The 24758-nt window shown below is 71.5% G+C and carries 24 protein-coding genes; 11 read left to right on the top strand and 13 right to left on the bottom strand.

Translation table 11 applies throughout. The annotated features are described in order from the left end of the window. Positions 1–137 precede the first annotated feature (137 nt). The 3 genes from HF999_RS02145 to HF999_RS02135 all read left to right on the top strand — a co-directional run bounded on the left by HF999_RS02145 (position 138) and on the right by HF999_RS02135 (position 2927). Positions 138–1352: an ROK family transcriptional regulator gene (locus HF999_RS02145; RefSeq protein WP_168544294.1), complete on the top strand. Its 1215-nt coding sequence runs from the start codon at positions 138–140 to the stop codon at positions 1350–1352. Positions 1353–1423: 71 nt separating this feature from the next. Next, positions 1424–1927 carry a MerR family transcriptional regulator gene (locus tag HF999_RS02140; RefSeq protein WP_168544293.1) on the top strand — a complete coding sequence of 168 codons (504 nt, stop codon included), beginning with the start codon at positions 1424–1426 and terminating at the stop codon, positions 1925–1927. A 1-nt stretch (position 1928) separates the two neighbouring features. Further along, positions 1929–2927: an aldo/keto reductase gene (locus tag HF999_RS02135; protein WP_168544292.1), complete on the top strand. Its 999-nt coding sequence runs from the start codon at positions 1929–1931 to the stop codon at positions 2925–2927. A gap of 26 nt (positions 2928–2953) precedes the next feature. Here HF999_RS02135 and HF999_RS02130 read toward each other — a convergent pair whose 3' ends face one another. Both HF999_RS02130 and nagB read right to left on the bottom strand, forming a co-directional pair. Further along, entirely contained in the window at positions 2954–4084 is a 1131-nt protein-coding gene (locus HF999_RS02130) for a YbfB/YjiJ family MFS transporter (protein ID WP_168544291.1), read from the bottom strand. A gap of 121 nt (positions 4085–4205) precedes the next feature. Then, positions 4206–4985, bottom strand: a complete 780-nt coding sequence (gene nagB / locus HF999_RS02125; protein WP_168544290.1) for a glucosamine-6-phosphate deaminase — start codon at positions 4983–4985, stop codon at positions 4206–4208. A gap of 152 nt (positions 4986–5137) precedes the next feature. On the opposite strand from nagB, the gene HF999_RS02120 reads away from it, so the two are divergent. Continuing rightward, positions 5138–6643, top strand: a complete 1506-nt coding sequence (locus tag HF999_RS02120) for an MFS transporter (protein WP_246207089.1) — start codon at positions 5138–5140, stop codon at positions 6641–6643. Here the strand turns inward: HF999_RS02120 and HF999_RS02115 are convergent. Genes HF999_RS02115 through HF999_RS02105 form a run of 3 tightly spaced genes read right to left on the bottom strand, consistent with a single transcriptional unit; the run spans position 6555 to position 9292 of the window. Continuing rightward, complete coding sequence (locus HF999_RS02115; protein WP_376766468.1) at positions 6555–7097, bottom strand: type III secretion system chaperone family protein; 543 nt, start codon at positions 7095–7097, stop codon at positions 6555–6557. The genes HF999_RS02120 and HF999_RS02115 overlap by 89 nt on opposite strands. A gap of 2 nt (positions 7098–7099) precedes the next feature. Further along, a complete protein-coding gene (mshA, locus tag HF999_RS02110) occupies positions 7100–8413 on the bottom strand; it encodes a D-inositol-3-phosphate glycosyltransferase (protein WP_168544287.1) in 1314 nt (437 codons plus the stop codon). Positions 8414–8437: 24 nt separating this feature from the next. After that, a complete protein-coding gene (locus HF999_RS02105) occupies positions 8438–9292 on the bottom strand; it encodes an alpha/beta fold hydrolase (RefSeq protein ID WP_168544286.1) in 855 nt (284 codons plus the stop codon). 147 nt (positions 9293–9439) lie between these two features. On the opposite strand from HF999_RS02105, the gene HF999_RS02100 reads away from it, so the two are divergent. Continuing rightward, complete coding sequence (locus HF999_RS02100; RefSeq protein ID WP_168544285.1) at positions 9440–10411, top strand: pirin family protein; 972 nt, start codon at positions 9440–9442, stop codon at positions 10409–10411. Positions 10412–10413: 2 nt separating this feature from the next. Here the strand turns inward: HF999_RS02100 and HF999_RS02095 are convergent, their stop codons facing one another. Beyond that, positions 10414–10983 carry a PadR family transcriptional regulator gene (locus HF999_RS02095; protein ID WP_168544284.1) on the bottom strand — a complete coding sequence of 190 codons (570 nt, stop codon included), beginning with the start codon at positions 10981–10983 and terminating at the stop codon, positions 10414–10416. Positions 10984–11056: 73 nt separating this feature from the next. On the opposite strand from HF999_RS02095, the gene HF999_RS02090 reads away from it, so the two are divergent. Further along, entirely contained in the window at positions 11057–11461 is a 405-nt protein-coding gene (locus HF999_RS02090; protein ID WP_168544283.1) for a nuclear transport factor 2 family protein, read from the top strand. Here the strand turns inward: HF999_RS02090 and HF999_RS02085 are convergent. The 4 genes from HF999_RS02085 to HF999_RS02070 are packed head-to-tail and all read right to left on the bottom strand — an operon-like array spanning position 11458 to position 16995. Continuing rightward, entirely contained in the window at positions 11458–12573 is a 1116-nt protein-coding gene (locus HF999_RS02085) for a 4-hydroxybenzoate 3-monooxygenase (protein WP_210733391.1), read from the bottom strand. The two genes, HF999_RS02090 and HF999_RS02085, sit on opposite strands and share 4 nt — an antisense overlap. A gap of 44 nt (positions 12574–12617) precedes the next feature. Next, positions 12618–14096: a benzaldehyde dehydrogenase gene (locus HF999_RS02080; RefSeq protein WP_210733370.1), complete on the bottom strand. Its 1479-nt coding sequence runs from the start codon at positions 14094–14096 to the stop codon at positions 12618–12620. A 2-nt stretch (positions 14097–14098) separates the two neighbouring features. Next, positions 14099–15721 (bottom strand): benzoylformate decarboxylase, encoded by a 1623-nt coding sequence (gene mdlC / locus HF999_RS02075; protein WP_168544282.1) that lies wholly within the window; start codon positions 15719–15721, stop codon positions 14099–14101. Next, positions 15718–16995 (bottom strand): MFS transporter, encoded by a 1278-nt coding sequence (locus HF999_RS02070; RefSeq protein ID WP_168544281.1) that lies wholly within the window; start codon positions 16993–16995, stop codon positions 15718–15720. The genes mdlC and HF999_RS02070 overlap by 4 nt, the downstream gene beginning before the upstream one ends. Before the next feature lie 188 nt (positions 16996–17183). On the opposite strand from HF999_RS02070, the gene HF999_RS02065 reads away from it, so the two are divergent. From HF999_RS02065 to HF999_RS02050, 4 genes are read left to right on the top strand one after another with little or no spacing between them, the layout of a single operon-like run. Beyond that, positions 17184–18077 carry a metal ABC transporter solute-binding protein, Zn/Mn family gene (locus HF999_RS02065; protein ID WP_168544280.1) on the top strand — a complete coding sequence of 298 codons (894 nt, stop codon included), beginning with the start codon at positions 17184–17186 and terminating at the stop codon, positions 18075–18077. Then, a complete protein-coding gene (locus tag HF999_RS02060; RefSeq protein ID WP_168544279.1) occupies positions 18074–18865 on the top strand; it encodes a metal ABC transporter ATP-binding protein in 792 nt (263 codons plus the stop codon). The genes HF999_RS02065 and HF999_RS02060 overlap by 4 nt, the downstream gene beginning before the upstream one ends. Next, entirely contained in the window at positions 18866–19765 is a 900-nt protein-coding gene (locus tag HF999_RS02055) for a metal ABC transporter permease (RefSeq protein WP_168544278.1), read from the top strand. Further along, on the top strand, positions 19762–20520 hold the full coding sequence (locus tag HF999_RS02050; RefSeq protein ID WP_168544277.1) for a LamB/YcsF family protein: 759 nt from the start codon (positions 19762–19764) through the stop codon (positions 20518–20520). The genes HF999_RS02055 and HF999_RS02050 overlap by 4 nt, the downstream gene beginning before the upstream one ends. Positions 20521–20718: 198 nt before the next feature. Here HF999_RS02050 and HF999_RS02045 read toward each other — a convergent pair whose 3' ends face one another. The 3 genes from HF999_RS02045 to cysS all read right to left on the bottom strand — a co-directional run bounded on the left by HF999_RS02045 (position 20719) and on the right by cysS (position 23734). Next, positions 20719–21300 carry a TetR/AcrR family transcriptional regulator gene (locus HF999_RS02045; RefSeq protein WP_168544276.1) on the bottom strand — a complete coding sequence of 194 codons (582 nt, stop codon included), beginning with the start codon at positions 21298–21300 and terminating at the stop codon, positions 20719–20721. 68 nt (positions 21301–21368) lie between these two features. Beyond that, on the bottom strand, positions 21369–22337 hold the full coding sequence (gene rlmB, locus HF999_RS02040; protein WP_168544275.1) for a 23S rRNA (guanosine(2251)-2'-O)-methyltransferase RlmB: 969 nt from the start codon (positions 22335–22337) through the stop codon (positions 21369–21371). Next, positions 22337–23734 (bottom strand): cysteine--tRNA ligase, encoded by a 1398-nt coding sequence (gene cysS / locus HF999_RS02035; RefSeq protein WP_168544274.1) that lies wholly within the window; start codon positions 23732–23734, stop codon positions 22337–22339. Before cysS ends, rlmB begins: the two co-directional genes overlap by 1 nt. 86 nt (positions 23735–23820) lie before the next feature. Between cysS and rarD the strand changes: the two genes are divergently transcribed. After that, on the top strand, positions 23821–24744 hold the full coding sequence (gene rarD / locus HF999_RS02030; RefSeq protein WP_312853986.1) for an EamA family transporter RarD: 924 nt from the start codon (positions 23821–23823) through the stop codon (positions 24742–24744). Positions 24745–24758: the final 14 nt, after the last annotated feature.

Genomic DNA, 24758 nt, shown 5'->3' with positions numbered 1-24758 from the left:
AGCACTCCACTCGTTCGGGCAAGCGTCGTAGTATCGGCGATCGGAATTATGATGGGTTGCCCGACTTAATCTACCTCGGTGTGTCTCAGGCCACAATCCCCGTTTCCGAGCAGGCCGCGCGACGATAGGATCGAAAGATGCCCCCGGAGCGCCGCGATCGATTCGAGCTCCGCCGCAACAACTTGAGCGCGGTGCTGCGATCGGTGGCCGATGCCGGACCATTGACGCGCGCAGACCTCGTGACGCGCACCGGCCTCAACCGCGGCACGGTGATCGGCCTGGTCGCCGACCTCGTCTCCCGCGGCCTGGTCGACGAGGTGGGCAGCCGCCAGGGCGACGGCGCGGGCCGCCCCACCGCCCTGCTCGACATCGATCAGGCGCACACCGCGGCGATCACCGCCGAGGTGGGGCCCACCGGCGTGACGCTGGAGGCGAGCACGCTGCGCGGCTCCCCGATCACCGGCGCATCCGCACCGATCACGCAGCGACGAGACCTCGTACCGGCGCGGGTCGTGCGACGGGTGGCGGACGCCACCCGGGTGATGATCGGCGATCTCGAAGCCTCCGGATACGGCTGCGCCGGGATCGTTCTCACCATCCCCGGCGCACTGAACAGCAGCCGCGGTCTCGTCCATTCCGCACCGTCACTCGGATGGGAGAACGTTCACCTGGGCGGGCTGGTCCAGTCGGCGGTCGGCGTGGAATCGGCACCGCTGATGATCGAGCGGCTCGGCCACCTCGCCGCCGAGGCCGAACGCGGGCACGGCCGCGAGAACCTCGTGGTGCTGTTCGCCGACGAGGGCCTGGGCGGCGGCGCGACGGTGTCGGGATCATCGGTCCTGGGCGCGCAGGGGCTCGGCGGCGAGTTCGCGCACATCGTGGTCGATCCGCGCGGCCCGCGGTGTTCGTGCGGCGCACGGGGTTGCCTCGCCGCGTTCGTCAGCATCCGCGCCCTCGCCGAGCGGCACAGCGAGGCACTCGCACCGCCGCCGGATTCGACCCCCCGGCTCCTCGCCGACCTCGTGCACGCCGCCGCGGTCCGCGGCCACCGCGGCATCATCGAGGACCTGCGGAAGCAGTCGGTACACCTGGGCCTCGCGGTGACGACGCTGGTGAACATCTTCGACCCCGATGCCGTGATCCTCGGTGGCTGGCTCGGGGTGCTCGGAGAGTGGCTCACCCCGGGAGTGCAGGCGGTCCTCGACGAACGTCTCGCCGGGCCCCGCCGGAGCGTACCGGTGCATCCGTCGACGGAGCCGTACGGCGCCACCCGGCGCGGCGGCGCGCGGGTCCTGCTGGATCGGCTGGTACACGATCCGACGGTGCTCCCGGCGCGCCGGACGATGTCGTAGTCGGGAGCCCGCCCGCGATCGCCTCCAGCGCACTTGACTTAGAGCGCGCTCGAAGGCTTAGCGTTGCTCACGTGGTCGCACATACAGAAGAACTCGCCGCCATCGTCGGCTCGCGCGGACCGCTGCCCAACACCGCGGCGATCCTCGCCGGGCCGGCGCAGGAGGGGCCGCTCACCGTCGCCGAACTGGCCGAGCTCGTGGGCGTCTCCGGGCACACGCTGCGGTACTACGAACGGATCGGCCTGGTCACCGTCGACCGGGACGGCGCCGGGCACCGCCGGTACGGCCCGGAGGCCATCGCGCGGGTGATCTTCCTGACGCGACTGCGCCTGTCCGGGATGCCGATCGCGGACATCACCGAGTACGTGCACCTCGTCGACGGTGGCGACGCCACCGTCCCGGCCCGGCTCGCGCTGCTCACGGCTCACCGCGCCCGCACCGCGGCGCAGATCGAGGAGCTCAACTACTCGCTCGCGGTGATCGACTACAAGATCGCGACCTACGGCGGCGGCTTGGGAACCTGCGTCCCCGAGGCCGCCGACACCGTCGAACCCCAAGACTCACAGGAGAATTGACATGCTTCCCACTCGCACACTCGGAGACCTGCAGGTCTCGGCCCTCGGCCTCGGCTGCATGGGCATGAGCCACGCCTACGGCTCGGCCGATCCCGACGAGGCCCGCGCGACGCTCGAAGCCGCCCTCGCCGCCGGCGTCACGCTCTACGACACCGCCGACATGTACGGCAACGGCGCCAACGAGGAGTTCCTCGCCCCCTTCGTGCAGGCGCACCGCGACGAGATCGTCCTCGCCACCAAGTTCGGCTTCGTCAACGACGAGAACGCCAGGCCCGTCGGGCTCGACGGCCGTCCCGAGCGCGTGGCCGGGTGCGTCGACGCTTCGCTGCGCCGCCTCGGCATCGACGTGATCGACCTCTACTACCTGCACCGCGTCGATCCGCAGGTGCCCGTGGAGGAGACCGTCGGCGCGATGGCGGAGCAGGTCGCGGCCGGAAAGGTCCGCACGCTGGGCCTGTCCGAGGCGAGCGCCGAGGACATCCGCAGGGCCGCCGCCGTGCACCCCATCGCCGCGCTGCAGTCCGAGTACTCGATCTTCACCCGCGACGTCGAGGACGGCCCGCTGCAGGCCGCCCGCGAGGTGGGCGCCGGCCTGGTGCCGTTCAGCCCGCTCGGCCGGGGCCTGCTCACGGCGGACCGCAAGGCCGTCGCCGCGGCACTGGGCGGCGACGACTTCCGCCGGTCGATCCCCCGCTGGCAGGGCGAGAACCTCGAGGCGAACCTGCGGCTCGTGGACCGGATCGACGCGATCGCCGCCGACCTCACCGCGTCGGGCGCCGGGGCGGACGGGGCGCCGGTGACCGCGGGCCAGGTGGCGCTGGCCTGGGTGCTCGCACAGGGCGACGACATCGTCCCGATCCCCGGCACCGCGCGCCGCAAGCACCTGGCGGACAACCTGGGCTCCGCGGCGGTGCCGCTGAGCGACGGCCAGGTCGCGGAGCTCACCGCGCTCTCCGCCGCGGGCGAGCGCTACCCCGAGCGGACGCTGCACCGCCGCTGAACCGACCGGGCCCGCCCGCACCGCGGTCAGGAGTGTCCGGCGCGCTCCCGGTGCTCCGGCACCGTCCAGCGCACCACCGCGGCGAGCGCCGCGGCGACCACCAACACGCCGCCGGCGGTGAGGAAGGCGGCGTCGTAGCCGTCGCCGAGCATCGGCGCGACGACGAGCGGGCCCAGGATCTGGCCGATCCCGTATCCGGCGGTGAGCACCGCGGCCGACCGGGGAATGCCGATCCGCGCGCCCGCATCCATCGACAGCATCACCGCGCCGATGAAGGTGCCGCCGAACAGCACCGCCGAGATCGCCGCGGCCGCCGGGCCGCGCACGAGGGCGGGCAGCACCGCCGAGACCACCTGCAGCAGCAGGGCGATCACCAGCAACGACTCGGCGGAGCGGGATCGGCGCAGCCGCGCCCAGATCAGGGGCGAGACCGCCGCGGCGAGCCCCACGATCACCCACGCCGCGGGCCCCTCCCAGGGCCGCCCGCCGACGGCCACGGCGGCGACCAGGAAGGTGCCGAGCACGATGTAGCCGAGCCCCTCGAGGAAGTAGCTGATTCCGAGGGCCCACCCGGCCGTGCTGGGCCGGGGCGCGGGCGCACCGTCGGGCCGGGCGACGGGGCCGGGCGCGCCGGGCGGGAGCCGCCACGCGAACAACCCGAACAGGGCCGTCGCCAGCGCGGCCACCCACCACAGTGCGCGCCAGCCGACCACCTCCCCGAGCCCGACGACGAGCACCCCCGATACCGCGATCCCCACGCCCACACCGCAGAAGGCGACGCCCGCCGCCGCGGTCCCGGCGACCGCGCCGGCGCAGTAGACGAACACGACCGCGCTGGCGAGCCCGGCGATCAGCCGCACGGCCGACCACAGCGGCACGCTCACGGCCAGCACCATCGCCACCTCGCTGACGACGAGGGCGAGCAGCGAGGCGCGCAGCAGTCCCCGGCTGCGGGCCAGCCGGGGCCAGATCGCCAGCGCCAGCGCGCCGAGGAAGTAGCCGAGGTAGTTGAACGTGGCGACGACCGCGGTGGAGCCGGGCGAAACGCCGGTCTGCTCCTGCATGAGCGGCAGGATCGGCGTGTAGACGAACCGCCCGAGGCCCATCGCCGCCGCGAGCCCGGCGAGGGCGCCGAAGCCGAGCTGCCGCGTGGTCACTACGCCATTCTAACGAGCGGGGGACTCCTGCTTCGCGGGCAGGAGCGGAGCGAGCGCGAAGGCCGCCGCGGTCGCCACGCCCGGGAGCGGCAGGAGGACCATGCCGATGCCCACCGAGGTCCTAGAGGGGCTGGTTCGCCGGCTTGTTGGCGAGCACGTGGACGTAGTAGTCCTTCAGTCGCAGCCGCGACGCGGCGGCCTCGTCGACGACGACGGTGACGTGCGGGTGGAGCTGGAGCACCGACGCGGGGTTGATCGCCGCGACGGGGCCCTCGACGGTGGCGGCGATCGCCTCGGCCTTGCCCTCGCCCGTGGCGAGCAGCAGCAGGTGCCCCGCCTCGGAGATGGTTCCCAGCCCCTGCGTGAGCACGTGGATGGGCACCTCGTCGATGGAGGCGAAGAACCGCGCGTTGTCCTCGCGGGTTTGCGTCGTGAGGGTCTTGATACGGGTGCGCGAGGCGAGTGACGAGACCGGCTCGTTGAAGCCGATGTGCCCATCGGTGCCGATACCGAGCAGCTGCACGTCGACGCCGCCCGCGGCCCTGATCGCGTCCTCGTAGCGCTTCGCCTCGGCGGCGAGGTCGGCGGCCGTGCCGTCCGGGCCCTCGACCCCGGCGTCCGGGATGTCGATGTGCGAGGTGAACTCCGTGCGGATCACCTCGCGGTAACTCTGGGGGTGCCCCTTCGGCAGTCCGACGTACTCATCGAGGTTGAACGAGACGCAGTCGGCGAAGCTCAGCCCCTCGGCGCGGTGTCGGCGGATGAGCTCGCGATAGGTGGCGAGCGGGGTGGAACCGGTGGCCAGCCCGAGCACCGCGGGGCCGCGGCGCACGCGCTCGGCCACGATATCGGCGGCGGTGACCGCGACATCGGCGGGAGTCGGGCGGATCACGATTTCCATGCGCCCAGTGTAGGAGCCCTGGGCGGCGAATACCCGCAGATCAGCAGAACTGGTAATAACCAACTTCGGGCGTAGGTCACGACGCCCCCGTCGGAGTGACGCTCGACGCACCCGCTTGCCTGAGTTGTAGTATGCAACTACCGTCTGGCGGCATGACAGACATGCTCCGAAAGGGCCGCGCCGGGGCTCCGTCGGACGGCGCCCTCATCGCCGTCCTCTGCCTCGGCGGACTCCTCGCCTCCCTCATGCAATCGCTGGTGGTGCCGCTCATCGGCAGGCTGCCGCACCTACTGAACACCTCCGCCGACGACGCGTCGTGGGTCATCACCTCCACACTGTTGGCCTCGTCCGTCGCGATGCCGATCGCCGGCCGCCTCGGCGACATGTACGGCAAGCGCCTCATCCTGCTCACCAGCCTGCTGAGCCTCATCGCGGGCTCGCTGATCTGCGCCCTCGCGCACACGCTGCCGCTCACCGTGGTGGGCCGCTCGTTCCAGGGTTTCGCGATGGGTCTGGTCCCCGTGGGCATCTCGCTCATGCGCGACGAGCTGCACGCCCGCAAGATCCCCGGGGCCGTCGCGCTCATGTCGGCGATGCTCGGCGTGGGCGGCGCGATCGGTATTCCGTTCGGCGCCTACATCTGCGAGCACTTCGACTACCACACGCTGTTCTGGTTCTCGCTCGCGCTGGGCGTCGTCACGCTCGGCCTGGTGTACGTCGTGGTCCCGGAATCGCCGAACCGGAGCCCCGGCAGGTTCGACGTGGTCGGCGCCGTCGGCCTCAGCACCGGCCTGGTCTGCGTACTGCTCTCGATCACCAAGGGGCAGAGTTGGGGCTGGACCTCGGCCGCCACGGTCGGCTGTGCGGTCTGCGGCCTCGTCGTCCTCGGCGCGTGGGGATGGTGGGAGCTTCGTGCCGACGAATCCCTCGTGGACCTGCGAATCGCGGCGCGGCGCCCGATCCTATTGACCAACCTCGCGTCGATCATGGTGGGGTTCGCGATGTTCGCGCTCATGCTGACGATGCCGCAGCTGCTCCAGATCCCCGGCGCCGCAGGTTACGGACTGGGACTGACGATGCTCAGCGCCGGCCTGTGGATGGTGCCGGGCGGCCTGGTGATGATGGCGCTCTCCCCCGTATCCGCTGTGCTCACCCAGCGGATCGGGGCGCGGCGCACGCTCGCGATCGGCGCCGCGATGTCGGCCGTCGGCTACATCGCACTACTCGGCTTGACCGACTCGACCTGGAAGCTCTCGATCGGCTCGATGATCGTGTTCGGCGGTGTGGGCGTGGCCTATTCGGCGATGCCCGCACTGATCATGAACAACGTCCCGGAGACCGAGTCGGCCGCCGCGAACGGCCTGAACTCGCTCATGCGCTCGATGGGCACCGCGGTCGCCTCCGCCGTGATGGCCACGGTACTGACCCGCACCACCATCACGCTCGGCGCGGGAACCCCGCGCGCCGTCGAACTGCCCGCCGAGTCGGCGTTCACCAGTACGTTCGTAATCGCCGGCGCCGTGGCCGCCGTCGCCGCGGTGGTCGCGCTGGCGATCCCGCGAGCGGGGGCTACGCCCGCTTCGGCCGACGCTTCCGCTCCGGCAACGGATTCGGCTCGAACTCCGGAAACCCTGGAAGCATGTGCTCGAAGGGCTTGAGGTTCCAGAGCGGCTCGCCGCGCGCCATCCGCCAGTCGAACTCGCGGCGGATCGCGGTGGAGAAGCCCAGTTCGAGCAGGGTGTTGAAGTCACCGTCGGCGGCCTCGAGCACCTGACCGAGGACGCGGTCGAGCTCGTCCTCGGTGACCTCGGCGAACCGGCCGGTCAGGTAGATGTCGCCCGCCTTGTCCAGCGTGTAGGAGACCCCGTACAGACGCCGGTTCCGTTGCAGCAGATAGCGGTACACGCCCTCGAAGTTCTCGTCGACGTGCCGGCACACGAAGGCCTCGACCCGCGCACCGTGCTTCCCGAGCGTGAGCAGCGTGGTGGTCTTGAGCTTCTTGACACCGGGCAGCTCGATCACGAAGTGCGCCACGTCGCTGCCGGAGGCCTCGCGACGCGCGAAGTCGAGTTCGCGTTCGTCGAGGGCCGCCTCGACCTGCTCCGGCGTCATCGTCATACCCGCACTCCCGCTCTGCGCCGCCGACGGCGCACCGTCTGCGCCGCCGCGCGCCGCGCATCGATCGCCTTGCCGTAGCTCTCCAGCAGTCCGTCGGCCGTACGCGCCCAGGAGAACTGGCGGGCGTGGGCGGCGGCACCGTCGGAAAGCCGATGTCGCAGTTCGGGGTCCGCGGTGAGCTCGTCGAGGACGGCGCTCCAGACCTGCGGCTCGTGGCCGTCGACGAGGCGACCCGAGACACCGTCGGCGACCGCGACCGGGAGCCCGCCCACCCGCGCGGCCACGACGGGCGTGCCGCACGCCTGCGCCTCGACGGCGACCAGCCCGAAGGACTCGGAATAGCTGGGGACGACGACCACGTCGGACGCGCGGTAGACCTCGGCCAGCCCCGCGGGCGGGCGCGGCGGCCCGAAGGTCACGGAGTCCTCGATGGCGAGCTCGCGGGCGAGGGCGATCAGCGCGTCGGGCCGCTCGAGGCCCGTGCCCGACGGTCCGCCCACCACCAGGACCCGGATCCGGCGCTCCGGGTGCGCGTGGATGAGCGGGGCGGCGGCGCGCAGCAGCAGATCGGGCGCCTTGTGCGGCTGGATGCGGCCGACGAAGGTGAGCACGATCTCGTCGTCGGCGATGCCGAGCTCGCGGCGGGCCGCGGTGCCGTCACCGGGCGTGTAGGTGTTCAGGTCGGCGCCCGGGTACACCACGTCGATGCGACTCTGCGGCACGTCGTGGATCGCGGCGAGCTGGCCCGCCTCGACCTCGGTGTTGACGATCAGCCGGTCCGCCTCGTCGGACACCTGCTGCTCACCGATGATGCGGGCCTGCGGCTCGGCGGTGTCACCGATCGCGAGGGCGTTGTTCTTCACCGCCGCCAGCGTGTGGGCGGTGTGCACCAGCGGGACGCCCCAGCGGTCGCGGGCCAACCAGCCGACCTGGCCGGAGAGCCAGTAGTGCGAGTGGATGAGGTCGAAGTAGCCGGGCTCCTCGCGGGCCTCGGCGCGCTGCACGCCCGCGGCGAAGGCGCACAGCTGCGCGGGCAGGTCCGTCTTGTCCAGGCCCTCGAAGGGCCCGGCGACGATGTTGCGCACCCGGATGCCGGGCGCCGCCTCGACGATCGGTCGGTCGGTCGACGCCGTGGCACGCGTGAAGATCTCCACCTCGATGCCGCGTTTCGCGAGCTCGAGAGAGGTCTGCCAGATGTAGACGTTCATCCCGCCGGCGTCGCCCGTGCCGGGCTGGGCCAGCGGCGACGTGTGCACCGACAGCACCGCGATCCGGCGCGGCACGGGGGCCGCGGACTCACCAGTAGGCACGCCGTCCAGCTTAACCCCGTGCGATCACGGCGCCAGTGCGAGGAGTTCGCGGGCACTGCGGGCCGGGTCCACGACGAACGGGGCGTGCCCGCCACCGTCCCACCAGGACAGGGTTGCGCTCGGCAGGACGCGAGCGTGGTGCTCGGCCGTGGACGGTGCCACCACCTCGTCGTCGCGGCCGTGCTGGATCAGGACGGGGAAGGTCCAGGACGCCAGGTCCGCGTCGTGGTCGACGGTGCGCCGGAACAGCCCGCCGCGGACGGCCGGGGGCGTGGCCAGGGCAGTGCCGAACTGCTGTTGGGCGACGGGGCCGAGCGCGTCCTGGTCGAAGCCGTGCGGCAGCATCCGCAGCTTCGCCAGGGCGGTGATCGCCTTGGCCGGGTGCGCGGACAGGGCGGCCGGGAGTGCGGCGTTCATGGACTCGCCGGTGACGCCGCCGGGGAACGGGCCGGTCTCCTTGGAGCCGCCGATGGACGTGATGGCGCCGATGAGGCCGACGGCCACGACCCCGTCCGTGCCGTGCGTGGCGAGGTGGTCGGCGATGATCAGGCCGCCGTAGGACCAGCCGACGGGGATGACCTGCGTCAGGCCCAGGTCGCGGCGGATCACCGCGAGGTCGTCGGCGAAGCGCTCCGTGGAGTACGGGTGCTCGGAGTCCGGGACCGAGCTGCGGCCGTGGCCGCGGTTGTCCACGGCGACCACGCGATGTCCGGCGGCGGTCAGCTCACCGATGAACGACGCACCCCAGGAGTCCGAGCTCGCCGACCAGCCGTGGACCAGCAGGAACGCCGGCTTCGCCGGGTCGGCACCGTCCGCGAAGTCGGCGTAGAAGATCTCCGTGCCGTCGTACGAGACGGCCAATCCCACAGAACGAGTCACGGCTCCGACACTAGCGGGCACGCTCCGTGGACAGTCTCCGGTCCGGTGCGCCCGCCCATCGACCGCCCATCCCACCCGCGGGAATCAATCGGACTGCGGTCCGGTTGATGGTAGTGTCAGCGTCACCAGCCGATCGAGGAGGACGACATGCCCGCCGTCACCGCAGACACCCTGACCCTGCCGCGCATCGCCGCGGCGGCACCGTCGGACACGCAGCGCCCCGTCCGGAGGATCACCACCGGACCGCGGGGCCACGAGGGCGAGGGATTCCCCGTGGTCCGCGCCTTCGCCGGCGTCCACCCGCGCGACCTCGACCCGTTCATCCACATGGACCAGATGGGCGAGGTCGAGTACGAGCCCGGCGAGCCCAAGGGCACCAATTGGCACCCGCACCGCGGCTTCGAGACCGTCACCTACATGATCGACGGCCTGTTCCAGCACCAGGACAGCCACGGCGGCGGCGGACTCATCTCCGACGGCGCCACCCAGTGGATGACCGCCGGTTCCGGGATCCTGCACATCGAGACGCCACCGGCGGAGCTGGTCGAATCCGGCGGCACCTTCCACGGCGTCCAGCTGTGGGTGAACCTCCCTAAGTCGGAGAAGTTCACGACCCCCGCCTACCAGAACCTCGAGGGCGGCCAGACCGCGCTCGTGACGACCCAGGACGGCGGCGCACTGATCCGGATCGTCGCGGGCGAGGTCGACGGGCACGCCGGCCCCGGCTCCACGCGCACGCCGATCAACTTCGTGCACGCCACCATCGCCCCCGGCGCGCAGGCCTCGCTGCCGTGGAACCGCGACTTCAACGCGCTGGTCTACGTGCTCAGCGGCCGCGGCACCGTCGGTCCGGCCGGGCAACCGATCCACCAGGGCCAGCTCGCACAGCTGGGCCCCGGCGACCGGATCACCGTCGCCGCGGACGAGTCGCAGGACTCGAACCGACCCGCCATGGAGGTCCTGATCCTCGGCGGCCTGCCGATCCGGGAGCCCGTGGCGCAGTACGGACCGTTCGTGATGAACACCAAGGCCGAACTGATCCAGGCGATGGAGGACTACAACGCGGGGGCGTTCGGCCGGATCCCGCCGAACGCGTTGATGCCGCACGTGGCGCGCTGACCCTAGCGGCCGGAGCCGGCGGCGCGCGCCTCGATGACGGGCAGCGCCAGCTCGTACCAATCCAGGTTCTCGCGCTCGAATCGCATGCCGCGCAACAGCGTCAGGTAGGGGCCGGCCAGGTGCGGATCCGCCAGCACCTGCTCGCGCGACCGCTCGCCCAGCCAGCGGCGCTCGATCCGGTCGTAGTACGCCAGCTTGGCGATGGCGCCCTCGCGGCGCTCGCGGATCGTCGCGCCCACGGCGATCGGATCGGCCACGTCGATCGCCTGCACCATGACCATCAGCTCGTCGCGGATCGCCGTCTGTCGCGGTGATCCGGCGGTGAACTCCCGCAGTTCGGCCCGGCCCGCCGAGGTCAGGCGGAACACGCGCTTGTTCGGCCGCTTCTCCTGCTCGACGGTCCGCGCAACGATCACCCCGTCGGCCTCCATCTTGTCCAGCTCGCGGTAGAGCTGCTGCGGCGCGGCCATCCAGAAGGTGGCGCGGGCACCGTCGAACTCCTTCGACAGGTCGTACCCCGACGCCTCGCCCATCACCAGGAGGGTGGATTCGATCGCGTGCCGGAGCGCCATGCCTTCCATTCTAGTCAATTAGTTGTCTACAATCGGACCGCGTACCTACTCAATTTATTTACTAGGAGATGCCATGCGTGAGTTCCGCACCGCGGTCGAGGCCCGCGACGGCGAGGCCTTCGACGGCCTGCTGGCCGACGACGTGACCTTCACCAGCCCCGTGGCGTTCACGCCCTACCAGGGCCGGCACATCACCGCCGCGATCCTGCGGGGCGTGCTCGGCGTGTTCGAGGACTTCCACTACGTCCGGGAGATCAACGACGGTGCCGACCACGCCCTCCTGTTCGAAGCGGTCATTGGCGACACCGTCGTCAACGGGTGCGACTTCATCCACGTGAACGACGCGGGCAAGATCGACGACTTCATGGTGATGGTCCGCCCGCTGTCGGCGGCGAAGGCGCTCGCGGCGGCGATGGGTGCGCGGTTCGAGTCCATCAAGGAGGACGCGGTCGCACGGGCGCGAGCCGAGGCCCGCTAGGCCCAGCCGGTATAGGCCTCGGCGAGGAAGGCCCTGCCGTGTCGCGACGACACGACGGCCTCGAGTTCCCCACGCCGCCGCGCGTTCTCGAACGGCGACGCACCCGGTGCGCGGTGCAGCATCGTCGTCATCCAGTACGAGAAGTGCTGCGCCTTCCACACCCGCTCCAGCGCGCGCTCGGGATACGCGTCCAGGGCCCGGTCGTCGCCGGCGAGCTGCGCCGCGAGCGCCTCCGCGAGGAGCTCGGCGTCGTGCAGGGCGAGGTTGAGGCCCTTCGCACCGGTGGGCGGAACGGTATGGGCGGAATCCCCGGCGAGGAGCAGGCGGCCGTACCGCATCGGCGCGTGCACCGCGGAGCGGAAGGGCAGCACCGTCTTCTCGATGATCGGCCCCTCACGCAGCTCGAAACCGTTCCCTTTCACCCGCTCCCGCAGGGTGGCCCAGATCCGGTCGTCGTCCCAGTCCTCGGGACGCTCCGACGGGTCGCACTGGAAGTACATGCGCTGCACCGTCTCGCTGCGCTGGCTGATCAGCGCGAAGCCGTGGTCGGAGTCCGCGTAGATCAACTCGTCCGCGCTCCGCGGGGCCTGCGTGAGCACCCCGAACCAGGCGAACGGGTACTCATGGCGGCGCCAGTCACGGTCCGACTCGGGGACGAGACGGCGGGATTCGCTGCGCGAGCCGTCCGCGCCCACCACGAAGTCCGCGTGGACCAGCTGCTCGACACCGTCCGCGTCGAGGAACCGAACCCGCGCGCCGTCGTCACCGGGGGTGACCTCCACATCGGACGCGCCGTAGTACACCGCGCCGCCGTCGGCCGCCCGACGGTTCGCCAGATCCTCGAACACCTCCGTCTGCGGGTACAGCCACACGGACTGCCCGACCAAATCGGCGAAGTCGATGCGGTGGCTGCGCCCGCCGAACCGCAGCTCGATCCCCTCGTGCCGATCGCCCTCCCGCAGCACGCGATCGCTGACTCCCGAATCCACCAGCAGCCGAACGCTTCCCGCCTCCAGGATGCCGGCGCGACCGGTGGCGTAGATCTCCGCACGCGCGCGGCGCTCCACGACGACGGAGTCGATGCCCGTGCGCGCGAGCAGGTGCGACACCATGAGGCCCGACGGGCCGCCGCCGACGATGACGACAGGTACGCGAATCACAGTGGGTACTCCTCGATGGTCGGACGAACGGTGAGCCACTGGGTTTCGGTGAACGCCTCCAGGTTCGCCGTCGCACCGCCGAACCTGGAACCGGTACCGGAGGCGCCCACGCCGCCGAAGGGCGCGTTCGATTCGTCGCTGACCGTCTGCTCGTTGATGTGCACCTTGCCCGATGCCACCCGATCGGCCACCTCCATGGCCATCCCGACCTCGCCCAGCACACCCACGGACAGTCCGTAGTCCGACGAGTTCACCAGCGCCACCGCCTCGTCGACGGTCGAGAAGGACAGGACGGGCGCGACGGGTCCGAAGATCTCAGCCGTGACCGCGGGATTCTCGGGAGTCAGGTCCGCGAGCACGGTCGGGCGCACGAATCGGCCGTCCCGCGTGCCGCCCGCGACGATCGTCGCCCCCGCGGCGACGGCCTCGTCGATCACCTCGACGATCCGGTCGGCCTGCCGATCGTCGATGATCGGCCCGAGGGCGACCGGCTGCGTGGCCGGATCACCCACGGAGAGCCCGTCCGCCTTCGCGGCCAACAGGCGGACGTAGTCGTCGTACAGCGACTCGTGGACCAGATGCCGGCCGGTAGCCATGCAGATCTGCCCCTGATGCAGGTACGAGCCGAACGCCCCGGCGGCCACGGCCTTCTCGAGATCGGCACCGGGCAGCACCACCAGCGCGTTGTTGCCGCCGAGCTCCAGGTGCGCCCGCTTGAGGTTGCGCGCGCACGCCTCGCCCACCTTGCGGCCGGCCGCCGTCGACCCGGTGAACGAGACCACGCGCACCTCCGGTGCGTCGACGACGGCCGCGCCGACCTCGGGCCCGCCCGGGAGGAGCGACAACACCCCCGGCGGCAGGCCGGCCTCCTCGAAGATCCGCATCAGGGTCACGCCGCCACACACGGCGGTCCGCGGATCCGGCTTGAGGAGAACGGCGTTCCCGAGGCCCAGCGCCGGAGCGACGGACCTGATCGCGAGGATCAGCGGGAAGTTGAACGGTGCGATCACCGAGACCACACCGGCCGGCCGGCGCCGGGCGAAGGACCAGTGCGGCGCGTTCGAGGTGAGCACCTCGCCCACCGGATGCGAGGGCAGTCCCGCCGATTCGAAGCACTCCCCCGCCGCGAAGTGCGCCTCGAGGGCCGCCTTCGGAGCCGTCGAACCGCCCTCCCGCACGACCCACCGCTCCACCTCGGCGGCGTGCCGCGCCCACAGGTCACCCGCGCGCCGCAACACCGCGGCCCGCTCCTGCGGGGGCCGGGCCGCCCACTCCCGCTGCGCCTGCGCCGCGAGCGCGGCGGCACGGGCCACGTCCTCGGCGGACGCCAGCCCGACGGTGCCCAGCTGCTCCCCGGTCGCGGGCTCGACGACGGCGGCCGTACCGCCCCCGCCATCGACCCAGCCGCCCACGTTGATCCGGCCGGACCAGCGCTCGTCCAACAGCTGCGCGGTCGGTGTCTCGATCGTCGTCATGACTACTCCTCTTCGGATGATTCACCGGCGAACGGTGAGATCGTTTCGATCGGCACTTCGATCAACGTCGGGGTGTCGGCCGCCAGAGCCTGCGCGAACGCCGCACGGAACGCCGTCGCCGTCTCGACGCGATGCGCGCTGACCCCGTATCCCGTTGCGAGCGAAACGAAGTCGATTCCGGGTACGTCCAGTCCGGGAACGTCCGGCGTACCGAGCTTCGCGCTGAATCCGCGGAGTGCGGCGTAGCCGCCGTTGTTCAGGATGACGAACACCACGGGTATCCGGTACTGCGCCGCGGTCCACAGGGCGGTGATCCCGTAGTTGGCCGATCCGTCACCGACGACGGCGATCACGCGCCGCTCGGGTACCGCCAGCTGAACTCCTACCGCGGCCGGCAGCCCGAAGCCCAGCCCGCCCGACGCCGGGAAGTAGTAGCTGCCCGGCTCGCGCATGCGGATCCGGTCCCAGAACACGCCGACCGTCGAGGTGGTCTCGTTGACGTACGCGGCGTCCTGCGGGGCGAGCTCGTCGATCACCGCGAGCACCTCCTCCGGCGCCAGCGGCCCGTCCGCCGACACGGGCGGAACCGGCGGGGAGGGCTGCACGGACCGATCCGCGACCGAGGCGCGGGCGGTTGTCGCATCGGCGAGCGCGGCGACGGCGGGCCCGATGGGCGCCACCACGGCCTCGCCGAAGGGTGCCCGAGCGGCCTCTGCCGGGTCGCAGGTCAGCTGAATGAGCTCGGCGCCCGGAGGGAGGTAGTCGCCGGGCTCGTACTGGTGGTACCGGAACACCGGTGCGCCGATCACGATCACCAGATCATGCCCGGTGAGCAGTTCCGCGATCCCGCGCACCGAGGCCGGAAGCACGCCGCGGAACGCGGGATGCCCGGTGGGGAACGGACACCGCGAGGCGGAGGGCGCCACCCAGACGGGCGCCCCGAGCCGCTCCGCCAGCCGGACCGCATCACCGTTCGCGCGCGCCGAATCCACATCGGGGCCGAGGACGAGGACCGGCCGCTCCGCCGCGTCGAACCGCGCGGCCAGGGCCGCGACCTGCTCGCCCGAGAGAGCGGCTCCACCGCCGACGCGGCGTGCGAGTGCGGCCTCGTCCGCCGCCGTCGCGGGCTCCGCCCAATCGTCGTACGGCACCGATACGTACACCGGCCCGGCCGGATCGAGCGAGGCGATGTGCACGGCCTGCGCCAGGGTCCGCACCACATCCCTCGGCGAACTCGGCTCGGCGCTCCACTTCACCAGTGGCCGAGGCAGATTCGCCGCCTCGACATTGGACAGCATCACCTCCTGCCCGATCGTCTCGCGCACCTGCTGCCCGGCGGTGATCACCAGTGGCGTATGCGCGTACCAGGCGTTCGTGAGCGCGCCCATCGCGTTCCCGCTCCCCGACGCGGCGTGGAGGTTCACCAGCGCGGCACGACCACTCGCCTGGGCGAAGCCGTCGGCCATCGCCGCGACGACCCCCTCGTGGAGGCCGAGCACGTAGCGGAAGCCCTCGGGCAGGCCTGCGAGGAAGGGCAGTTCGTTGGATCCGGGGTTACCGAAGATCGTGGTCAGACCGTGCGCGGCGAACAGCTCGTGTGCGACGTTCTTGACGGTGCGCGTCATGCGGCCTCGCGCCCCTTCGCGATCGCCGCGAGCTCGGCGTCGACGGCATCACCCGCGGGGCGGGGCGCCGCCAGCACGGCCAGGGCGCCGAGCACCGCAGCCGCGGCGAAGAAGTAGAAGCCCCACGGGTAGGCGATCCCCGCCACCACCAGCGTTCCGGTGACCCACGGCCCCGCGATCGCACCGAGCCGGCCGACGGCGGACACCAGCCCCATCGCCGTCCCGACCGTGCGCCGCGGGTAGAGGTAGCCCACCAGGCCGTACACGAGGACCTGGGCGGTGAACACGAAGAACCCGGTGATGAAGATGACCCCGTCGAGCACCACCTGGCTGCCGATCTTGAGACTCAGGATCGCCAGCATCAGGCCGGCGGCGGCGAACCACAGCACGGTGACCCGCTGCGCTCCGCGCCGATCCGCCACTCGCCCACCGATCAACAGGCCCGCGATCGCGCCGAGGTTCAGCACCAGAAGCATGACCAGCGAGGTGGAGATGGGGTAGCCCGCGCCCCGCATCAGCTGGGGGAGCCACGTGTTGAGGCCGTACACCAGCAGCAGCCCGCAGAAGGCCGCGACGAACAGCATCAGCGTGGTCCACAGGTAGGGCGGCCGGAGCACCGCGGAGCGGGCCACGTGCTCGGCGGGCACGACGGCATCGACAGCGGTGACCTGCGCCGTCTCCGGCATCTTCAGCGCGAGCAGGGGAACGAGCAGCAGGCCCAGCGCACCGCCGCCGTAGAACAGCCATTCCCAGTCCTCCCGGACGAGCAGCGCGATGAGCGAGGCCAGGACGGCACCGGCGTGATAGCCGGTCATGGTCAGCGTGCTCGCGTTCGATCGGCCACCCGCCTTCGCCGCCTCCTGCATCGCGGTGATCGCGACCGGCATGCACCCACCCAGGCCCAGGCCGGCGGCGAACCGGAGGAACGCGAACGCCCAGACCGTCGGGGCGACGGGCACCAACAGCGTCATGATCGAGAACAGGAGGACGCACACGACCAGCGGCTTGCGCCGGCCGTAGCGATCCGAGAGGGGGCCGACCACGGCCGCTCCGATGCCCACGCCGACCAGCGACACGGTGGCCACGGTCCGCAGATCCGACGCCGACATCCCCAGGTGTCCCGCGTCGAGCAGCGCCGGAATGGCGGCGCCGAGCGCCACCAGGTCGTACCCCTCGAACACCACCGTGAGCCAACAGAGCAGTGCGCCCCAGACACGAGCCGATCCGCCCGGGGACGAGGTGCCCGGGATGTGCGAAGCAATGGGTGACGTCATCGACCCTCCAGCGGTACTCGGGTGTGGTCCGTGCCACATGGTGAGCATCACTGTAAGCCTCGGTTCACAAATTGACAAACCGTTCGTATCGCGAACACGCACCGTCGCACGTGGCCCGATTCGCGCCACCCACCGGCATCCCCTACTCTCTTGGTAACGATTGTCATTTCAGCCAACAGGAGGGCCCCGTGCGCATCCGTACCCGTCTCGTGCAGTGTGTCGGCACCGTCGCCGTCACCGCCGCCGCGCTCGCCGCCTGCGGCTCCACCCCGTCGGACGGCGGGGGCGAGCCGACGGTCGTCGCCTCGACGGACGTGTACGGCGCGATCGCCAAGGCCGTGGCCGGCACCGATGCGACAGTGACCTCGCTGTTCTCCAATCCGACGGGCGACCCGCACGAGTTCGAGCCCTCCGCGCAGGACACGCTCAAGGTCAAGAAGGCCTCCGTGCTCGTCTACAACGGCGGCCACTACGACGCGTACATGGAGAAGGCCGCCGACGGCGCGTCCGCGGCGAAGATCGACGCGGCCTCGCTCCAGTCGCCCGAGGGCGAGAACGAGCACGTCTTCTACGACCTGCCCACCATGCAGAAGGTCGCCGACGCCCTCGCGAAGGCGCTGGCGGACAAGGACTCCGCGCACCGCGAGGGCTACGAGAACCGCGCCAAGGCCTTCGCGACCAAGCTCGACGCCGTGATCGCCCAGGCGCGAGCGATCGGTCACGCCAACCCCGGCGCCAAGGTCGCCGCGACGGAGCCGGTCGCCGGCTACCTGCTCACGCTCGCCGGCCTCACGGATGTGGCCCCCGCCCGCTACACCGCGGCCATCGAGTCCGGCACCGACCCCGCCCCCGCCGATATCGCCGCCGCGAACGCCCTGGTCAGCGGCAAGCAGGTGCGTGCCGTGGTGCTCAACTCACAGACCGAGAACCCCGTCACCACCGCGCTGGCGAAGACCGCCGACACCTCGGGCATCCCCGTCGTGAAGGTCACCGAATCGCTGCCCGAAGGCGTCGACGACTACGTCGCCTGGCAGGCGGCCAACGTCAAGTACCTGTCCGACGCGCTCGCGCCGCGCCCGTGAGCGCACCGTCGGGCACCCGGATCGAGGGCGACGCACCGTCGGCCCCCGGCCCGGTCATCAGCCTGCGCGACGCGGCGCTGCGCTACCCCGACCGCGTCCTGTGGGACGGACTGGACCTCGACATCGAGCCCGGCGAGTTCATCGCCGTGCTCGGACCGAACGGCGCCGGCAAGACCTCGCTGCTGCGCATCCTCCTCGGGCAGACCCCGCTGTCCAGCGGATCGGTGCAGGTCAACGGGCGGATCGGGTACATCCCGCAGCAGCGCGCCCTCGACGCGTCCGTGCCCCTGCGCGGGCGCGACCTGGTCGGTCTCGGCTTCGACGGTGCCGCCTGGGGCCTCGGCGTGCGCAACCGCAGGGCCCGACGGTCCGCCGTCGACACCGCTCTCGAGCAGGTCGACGCGCTGGCCTTCGCCGACGCCCCGCTGGGCTCGCTGTCCGGTGGCGAGCAGCAGCGACTCCGGGTCGCGCAGGCCCTGGCCTCGGACCCGACGATCCTGCTCTGCGACGAGCCGTTGCTCTCGCTGGACCCGGGCAACCAGCAACTCGCCGTCTCGCTCATCGAGCGGCGCCGGCGCGAGCACGACACCGCGGTGCTGTTCGTGACCCACGAGATCAACCCCGTGCTCCCCTACTGCGACCGCGTGCTCTACCTGGTGGACGGCCGGTTCGAGGTGGGGCCGACGAACGACGTGATGACCTCCGAGCGGCTCTCGCGGCTCTACCGGACACCCGTCGACGTGCTGCACGTGCGCGACCGCCTGGTCGTGGTGGGAGGCGACGAATAGATGGAGCACCTCCGCGAATTCGGGAACCTATCCCTGACCTGGGAGCTGCTGCAGCAGCCCTTCGTGCTGTGGGCACTGCTCGCCGCGGCGCTGCTGGGCGTGCTCGCCGGCGTGCTGGGCCCGCTCATCGTGTCGCGTCAGATGGCCTTCAGCGTGCACGGCACGTCCGAGCTGTCGCTGACCGGCGCCGCGTTCGCCCTGCTCATGGGGTGGAGCGTGGGCGCGGGCGCACTCCTCGGCTCGCTGGTGGCGGGGCTGCTGTTCGGGCTGCTCGGGGTGTACGCCCGCGAGCGCGACTCGGTGATCGGCGTGATCATGGCCTTCGGGCTGGGCCTGTCGGTGCTGTTCCTGGCCCTGCACGACGGTCGGCAGGGTACGGCGTTCGCGCTGCTCACCGGCCAGGTCGTGGCGGTCGGGCTCTCCGGGGTCACGCTCATGGCGATCACCACGGTCGTGGTGCTCGTGATCCTCGCGGTCATCTACCGACCGCTGCTGTTCCTGTCGACCGACCCCGATGTGGCCGCCGCACACGGCGTTCCGGTCAAGACGCTGTCGGTGGTGTTCGCGATGCTCGTGGGCGCCGCCGCCGCGCAGGGCGTGCAGATCGTCGGTGCGCTGCTCGTGATGAGCCTGCTCATCACGCCCGCCGCGGCCGCCGCGCGGGTCACCAGCTCACCCGGTAAGGCGACGGCGCTCTCGCTGATCTTCGCGCTGGTGTCGGCGGTGGGCGGCATAATCCTCTCGCTCGCCCCCGCGCTCCCGGTGTCGGTGTTCGTCACCTCCATCTCGTTCCTGATCTACATGGTCTGCCGGTTGCTCGGGCAGCGCGGGCGACGCGGCACCGTCGCCGCCGTCGAGGAGTCGCACGACTGCCGGCACGCGCTACCGTCGAAGGTGTGAAAGTCGACCTCAACGCCGACTGCGGCGAGTCCTACGGCGCGTGGACGCTCGGTGACGACGCCGCGCTGCTCGAGGTCGTGACCTCGGCCAATGTCGCGTGCGGATTCCACGCCGGCGACCCGACGATCCTCCGCGAGACGTGCTCGCTCGCCGTCGAGCGGGGCGTCGTGATCGGCGCGCAGGTCGGGTACGCGGACCTGCGCGGCTTCGGCCGCCGGTCGTTGGACGTGCCGGCCGCGGACCTGACCGCCGACGTGATCTACCAGATCGGCGCCCTGCAGGCGATCGCGCGGAGCGTGGGCGGCACCGTCCGCTACGTGAAACCGCATGGCGCGCTGTACAACCGGATCGTGACCGATGAGCGGCAGGCCGCGGCCGTCGTCGAGGGTGTGCTCGCCACCGCGCCGGACCTCCCGGTGCTCGGCCTCCCCGGCTCGGCGTTCCTCCGGCTCGGGGAGAGCGCCGGGCTGCGGACGGTGCGCGAGGCCTTCGCGGACCGCGCCTACCTGCCCGACGGTGCGCTCGTCCCCCGCTCGCGGGAGGGCTCCGTCCTGCACGACCCCGACGAGATCGCCGCGCGCGTGCTGCGCATGGTCGCCGACGGCACCGTCGAATCGATCGACGGCACCGAGGTCGAGGTCGCGCCGGACTCCGTCTGCGTCCACGGCGACAATCCCTCCGCCGTCGCCGTCGCGCGGCGCCTGCGGACCGTGCTCGACGGCGCTGGGGTGGCCGTCGCACCGTTCGCGCGCTGAGACCACGCGCCGTACTCGGCGAGCGGACTGAGATGTCGGCCCCAGCGGCGGCGATTCGCGTTCTGCCAGGTCGACAGACCCCGACGCCGCGGGGAGCGACATCTCAGGAAGGACACCAGCGCCCGGCGGCGCGCTCGCAGACGGAATCAGGACCGGGGCTCGAGGTCCCGGCGAAACCCCTCCGCGGGGTGCACCTGGTCAGCCGAGGAACCGGGCCGGCGCGGAGGCTACGAGGTGGACGCAGTGCGCGACCAGCTGCTCGCGCGTGACGTCGAGCCGGCCGGACAGGTACTCGGTGAACAGGGCCGTCAGCGCGCCGACGAGCCCGATCGACGCGAGCCGCCGGGTGGTCGCGTCCACCTGACTCGGCATGGCGCCGGCCACCACGGCGAAGAAGTCGGGCATGCGGCCGAGGCCGCGCTCGGACAGTGCCGCCTCACGGTAGGGCCCGAGCAGGAGCACCCGGCCCGCCTCGGGCTGGTCGATGACCAACTCGACGAACGCGGCCACCACGGCCGTGGCCATGTCCGCCGCGTCCGCCGCGCCGCGCACCGCACTGACCAGCGCATCCTGCGCACGGTCGCTGACATCGTCGAACACCGCCTGCGCGAAACCGTCCCGCGTACCGAAGGCCTCGTAGAAGTAACGCTCGGTGATGCCCGTAGCCCGACACACGGCGCGCACCCCGAGCGCACCCGCCTCGACGCCGCCGAGCAGCGCGATGCCCTCGTCCAGCATCGCCCGGCGCCGGTTCTCCTGCCGTTCCTCGAGCGATGTCATCGGTGCAGACTAGCGCACAATTCGCTACGACATAGCAAAACTGTCAGGTCACGGCAGTGAATAGTGGATCATTGTGCCCGACGCTGCCGCGCGAACTCCGCGAGCACGACGCCGGCAGCGACGGACGCGTTCAGTGACTCCACCGACGACGCGATGGGAATCGACAGGATCGAATCGCAGTTCTCGCGCACCAGCCGCGACAGGCCCTTGCCCTCGGATCCCACCACGACGACCACGCCGGTGTCGGCGCGGTAGTCGTCGAGGTCCACGTCGCCACCCGCGTCCAGGCCGACCACCTGCAGGCCGGCCGCCGCGTAATCGGCCAGCGCGCGGTTGAGGTTCGCCGCCTGCGCGACGGGCAGCCGCGCCGCGGCACCCGCGGACGTGCGCCAGGTGACGGCGGTGACCGCGGCGGACCGTCGGCCCGGGATGAGCACGCCGTGCCCGCCGAACGCGGCCGTGGACCGGATCACGGCGCCCAGGTTGCGGGGATCGGTGATGTTGTCCAGCGCGACGATGAGCGGCGCCTCGCCGCGGTCCTGCGCCCGCGCCAGCAGATCGTCCGGGTGCGCGTAGGTGTACGGCGGGATCTGCAGGGCGATGCCCTGATGCAATCCGTTGTCGCTCAGCCGATCCAGCTCGGCGCGCTGCACCTCGAGGATGGCGATGCCCGTGTCCGCGGCGATCTGCACGGACTCCGTGAGCCGCTCGTCGTTCTGCGAGCCGATCGCCACGTACAGTGCCGTCGCCGGGACGCCCGCGCGCAGGCACTCGACGACGGGGTTGCGGCCGAGGACGTACTCGGGCCCGTCGTCGGCGGCGCGGCCCGCGACCTTGGGCCGACGCTGCGGCGTGGTCGCGGCCTTCGCCGCGGCCCGTGCCTTCTTGTGCGCGGGGTGGTACGGACGGTCTTTCGCGGCGGGGGTCGCCCCACGCCCTTCGAGCCCACGCCGCCGGACGCCGCCCGAGCCCTGGACCTGCCCCTTCTTGGTGCCCGCCTTGCGGACCGCGCCGCGGCGCTGCGAGTTGCCTGCCATCAGTTGCCCGCCTTCTTCAGTGTCCATGCCGAGCCCTCGGCACCGTCGGTGACCTCGATACCCGCGGCGTGCAGCCGATCCCGCGAGGCATCGGCCTCCGCCCAGTTCTTCTCCGCCCGGGCGCTCGCGCGCCGCTCGAGCTCGGCCTGCACGAGCACCCCGAGGGCGTCCATCGCCTGACCGTCGCCGCCGTTCTCCGTGACCCAGTGCGGGTCGAGCGGGTCGACGCCCAGGATCGAGGTCATCGCCCGCACCGCTGCGGCGATCCGCCGCGCCTCGTCGAGCTCCCCCGACTCCAGCGCCGCGTTCCCGGCGCGCACGGCACCGTGCACCTCCGCCAGCGCCGACGGTACGCCCAGGTCGTCGTCCAGCGCGGCCGCGAAACCGTCGGTCCACTCGCCGATCCCGACCTCCCCCGCCCGCTCGACGGTGCGCTGCACGAACGACTCGATCCGCCCGTACGCCGTGACCGCCTCCTGCAGCGCGCCGGCGGAGTACTCCTGCATCGACCGGTAGTGCGCCTGGCCGAGGTAGTACCGCAGCTCGACCGCGCGGACCTGCGTGAGCAGGTTGGGGATGGAGACCACGTTGCCGAGGCTCTTGCTCATCTTCTCGCCGGACATGGTGACCCAGCCGTTGTGCAGCCAGTAGTTCGCGAACGGATCCCCGGCACCGTGGGCCTGCGCGATCTCGTTCTCGTGGTGCGGGAAGATCAGGTCGATCCCGCCGCAGTGGATGTCGAACTGCGCGCCGAGGTAGCTCGTCGCCATCGCCGAGCACTCCAGGTGCCAGCCCGGGCGGCCGTCGCCCCACGGGGACGGCCAGCTCGGCTCGCCCGGCTTCGCGGCCTTCCACAGGGTGAAGTCCAGCGGATCGCGCTTGCCGGTGGCCGCGGACTCGCCCTGGTGCACGTCGTCGACCTTCTGCCGACTGAGCTCGCCGTAGGTCGTCAGGCTGCGGACCGAGAAGTAGACATCGCCCGCGGACGCGTACGCGTGGCCGCGTTCGATCATCCGCTCCATGTAGGTGACCATCTGGGTGATGAAACCCGTGGCCCGCGGCTCCGCGGACGGGGGCAGCACGCCCAGCGCGTCGTAGGCGTTCGTGAACGCCCGCTCGTGCGTCGCGGCCCACTCCCACCAGGGGCGACCCGCCTCGGCGGCCTTGCGCAGGATCTTGTCGTCGATGTCGGTCACGTTGCGCACGAACGCCACGTCGAGGCCCTTGGCGAGGAGCCAGCGGCGCAGCACGTCGAAGGCCACGCCGCTGCGGATGTGACCGATGTGGGGAACGCCCTGGACCGTCGCGCCGCAGAGATAGATGCCCGCCTTGCCCTCGATGAGGGGCACGAAGTCACGGACCTCGCGGGTCAGGGAGTCGTAAAGGCGCAGCGTCACGACCGTTGATTCTACGGGTCGGTCCGGAGCGGCCCCCGCAGGTCAGTCACTTCGTCGTTGCGACACCTAATAGGTAGGATGTCTCGGTGCTCGATCGTCGTTCGTCCGAGGTCAGCCGTGGAACCGCCATGGGCATCGCGGCCTACCTGCTGTGGGGGATGTTCCCGCTCTACTTCGACGCGCTGCGGCCCACCGGGGCGTGGGAGATCCTCGCCCACCGCATCCTGTGGACCCTGCTGCTCTGCGTGATCGTCCTCGCGGTGATGCGGGACTTCGGCTGGATCCGCAGGCTGCGGGGTCAGTACCGACTGATCGCCGGGGTGGGGATCGCGGCGCTGCTCATCGCCACCAACTGGGTCGTCTACATCGCCGCGGTCACCTCGGGACACACGTCCGACGCCGCGCTCGGCTACTTCCTCAACCCACTGGTCACCGTGGCGCTCGGGGTGGTCGTGCTCGGCGAGCGGCTTCGGCCGCTGCAGTGGGTGGCGGTCGGCATCGGCGTCCTCGCGTTCGTCTACCTCGCGGTGGGGGCCGGCAGTTTCCCCGCGACGGCGCTGGCACTGGCGTTCTCGTTCGGCCTGTACGGGTTGGTCAAGAACAAGGTCGGCGCGCACCTGAACGCGCTCCAGGGCCTGTCGCTGGAGACGGCGATCCTCGCGCCGGTCGCCGTGGCGGTACTCGGGGGCATCGCGGCCTGGGGCGGCGGACTCGACTTCGGCAGGCACGGCGGCGTGCACACCACGCTGCTGGTGCTGTCGGGCGTCGCGACGGCCGTCCCACTGCTGCTGTTCGCGGCGGCGGCACGCCGGATCCCGCTGGTCACCGTGGGCCTGATCCAGTTCGTCACGCCCGTCATGCAGTTGCTCTGCGCCGTGCTGTTCCTCGGCGAGCACGTCTCGACGGCCCGGTGGATCGGCTTCGGCATCGTCTGGATCGCGCTGATCCTGCTCACGGTCGACACCGTGGTGACGATGCGGCGGGCGCGGGCCGGAGGGCTCGTCGCGTAGCGGCGCGAGGGTGG

The organism is Tsukamurella spumae, assembly GCF_012396015.1.
GTDB lineage: Bacteria > Actinomycetota > Actinomycetes > Mycobacteriales > Mycobacteriaceae > Tsukamurella > Tsukamurella spumae.
The sequence above is the reverse complement of the archived record's forward strand: the minus strand, read 5'-3'. Positions and strand labels throughout refer to the sequence as shown.

Coding starts and splice junctions, on each gene's coding strand:
- HF999_RS02045 (WP_168544276.1), bottom strand. CDS start 21,300: ATGACATCGCTCGAGGAACGGCAGGAGAACCGGCGCCGGGCGATGCTG.
- rlmB (WP_168544275.1), bottom strand. CDS start 22,337: ATGGCAGGCAACTCGCAGCGCCGCGGCGCGGTCCGCAAGGCGGGCACC.
- HF999_RS02080 (WP_210733370.1), bottom strand. CDS start 14,096: ATGACGACGATCGAGACACCGACCGCGCAGCTGTTGGACGAGCGCTGG.
- nagB (WP_168544290.1), bottom strand. CDS start 4,985: ATGGAAATCGTGATCCGCCCGACTCCCGCCGATGTCGCGGTCACCGCC.
- HF999_RS02115 (WP_376766468.1), bottom strand. CDS start 7,097: ATGACGCCGGAGCAGGTCGAGGCGGCCCTCGACGAACGCGAACTCGAC.
- HF999_RS02095 (WP_168544284.1), bottom strand. CDS start 10,983: ATGGCGCTCCGGCACGCGATCGAATCCACCCTCCTGGTGATGGGCGAG.
- HF999_RS02090 (WP_168544283.1), top strand. CDS start 11,057: ATGCGTGAGTTCCGCACCGCGGTCGAGGCCCGCGACGGCGAGGCCTTC.
- HF999_RS02085 (WP_210733391.1), bottom strand. CDS start 12,573: ATGGTGTCGCACCTGCTCGCGCGCACGGGCATCGACTCCGTCGTCGTG.
- HF999_RS02070 (WP_168544281.1), bottom strand. CDS start 16,995: ATGACGTCACCCATTGCTTCGCACATCCCGGGCACCTCGTCCCCGGGC.
- HF999_RS02135 (WP_168544292.1), top strand. CDS start 1,929: ATGCTTCCCACTCGCACACTCGGAGACCTGCAGGTCTCGGCCCTCGGC.
- HF999_RS02100 (WP_168544285.1), top strand. CDS start 9,440: ATGCCCGCCGTCACCGCAGACACCCTGACCCTGCCGCGCATCGCCGCG.
- HF999_RS02120 (WP_246207089.1), top strand. CDS start 5,138: ATGACAGACATGCTCCGAAAGGGCCGCGCCGGGGCTCCGTCGGACGGC.
- HF999_RS02145 (WP_168544294.1), top strand. CDS start 138: ATGCCCCCGGAGCGCCGCGATCGATTCGAGCTCCGCCGCAACAACTTG.
- mdlC (WP_168544282.1), bottom strand. CDS start 15,721: ATGACGCGCACCGTCAAGAACGTCGCACACGAGCTGTTCGCCGCGCAC.
- HF999_RS02055 (WP_168544278.1), top strand. CDS start 18,866: ATGGAGCACCTCCGCGAATTCGGGAACCTATCCCTGACCTGGGAGCTG.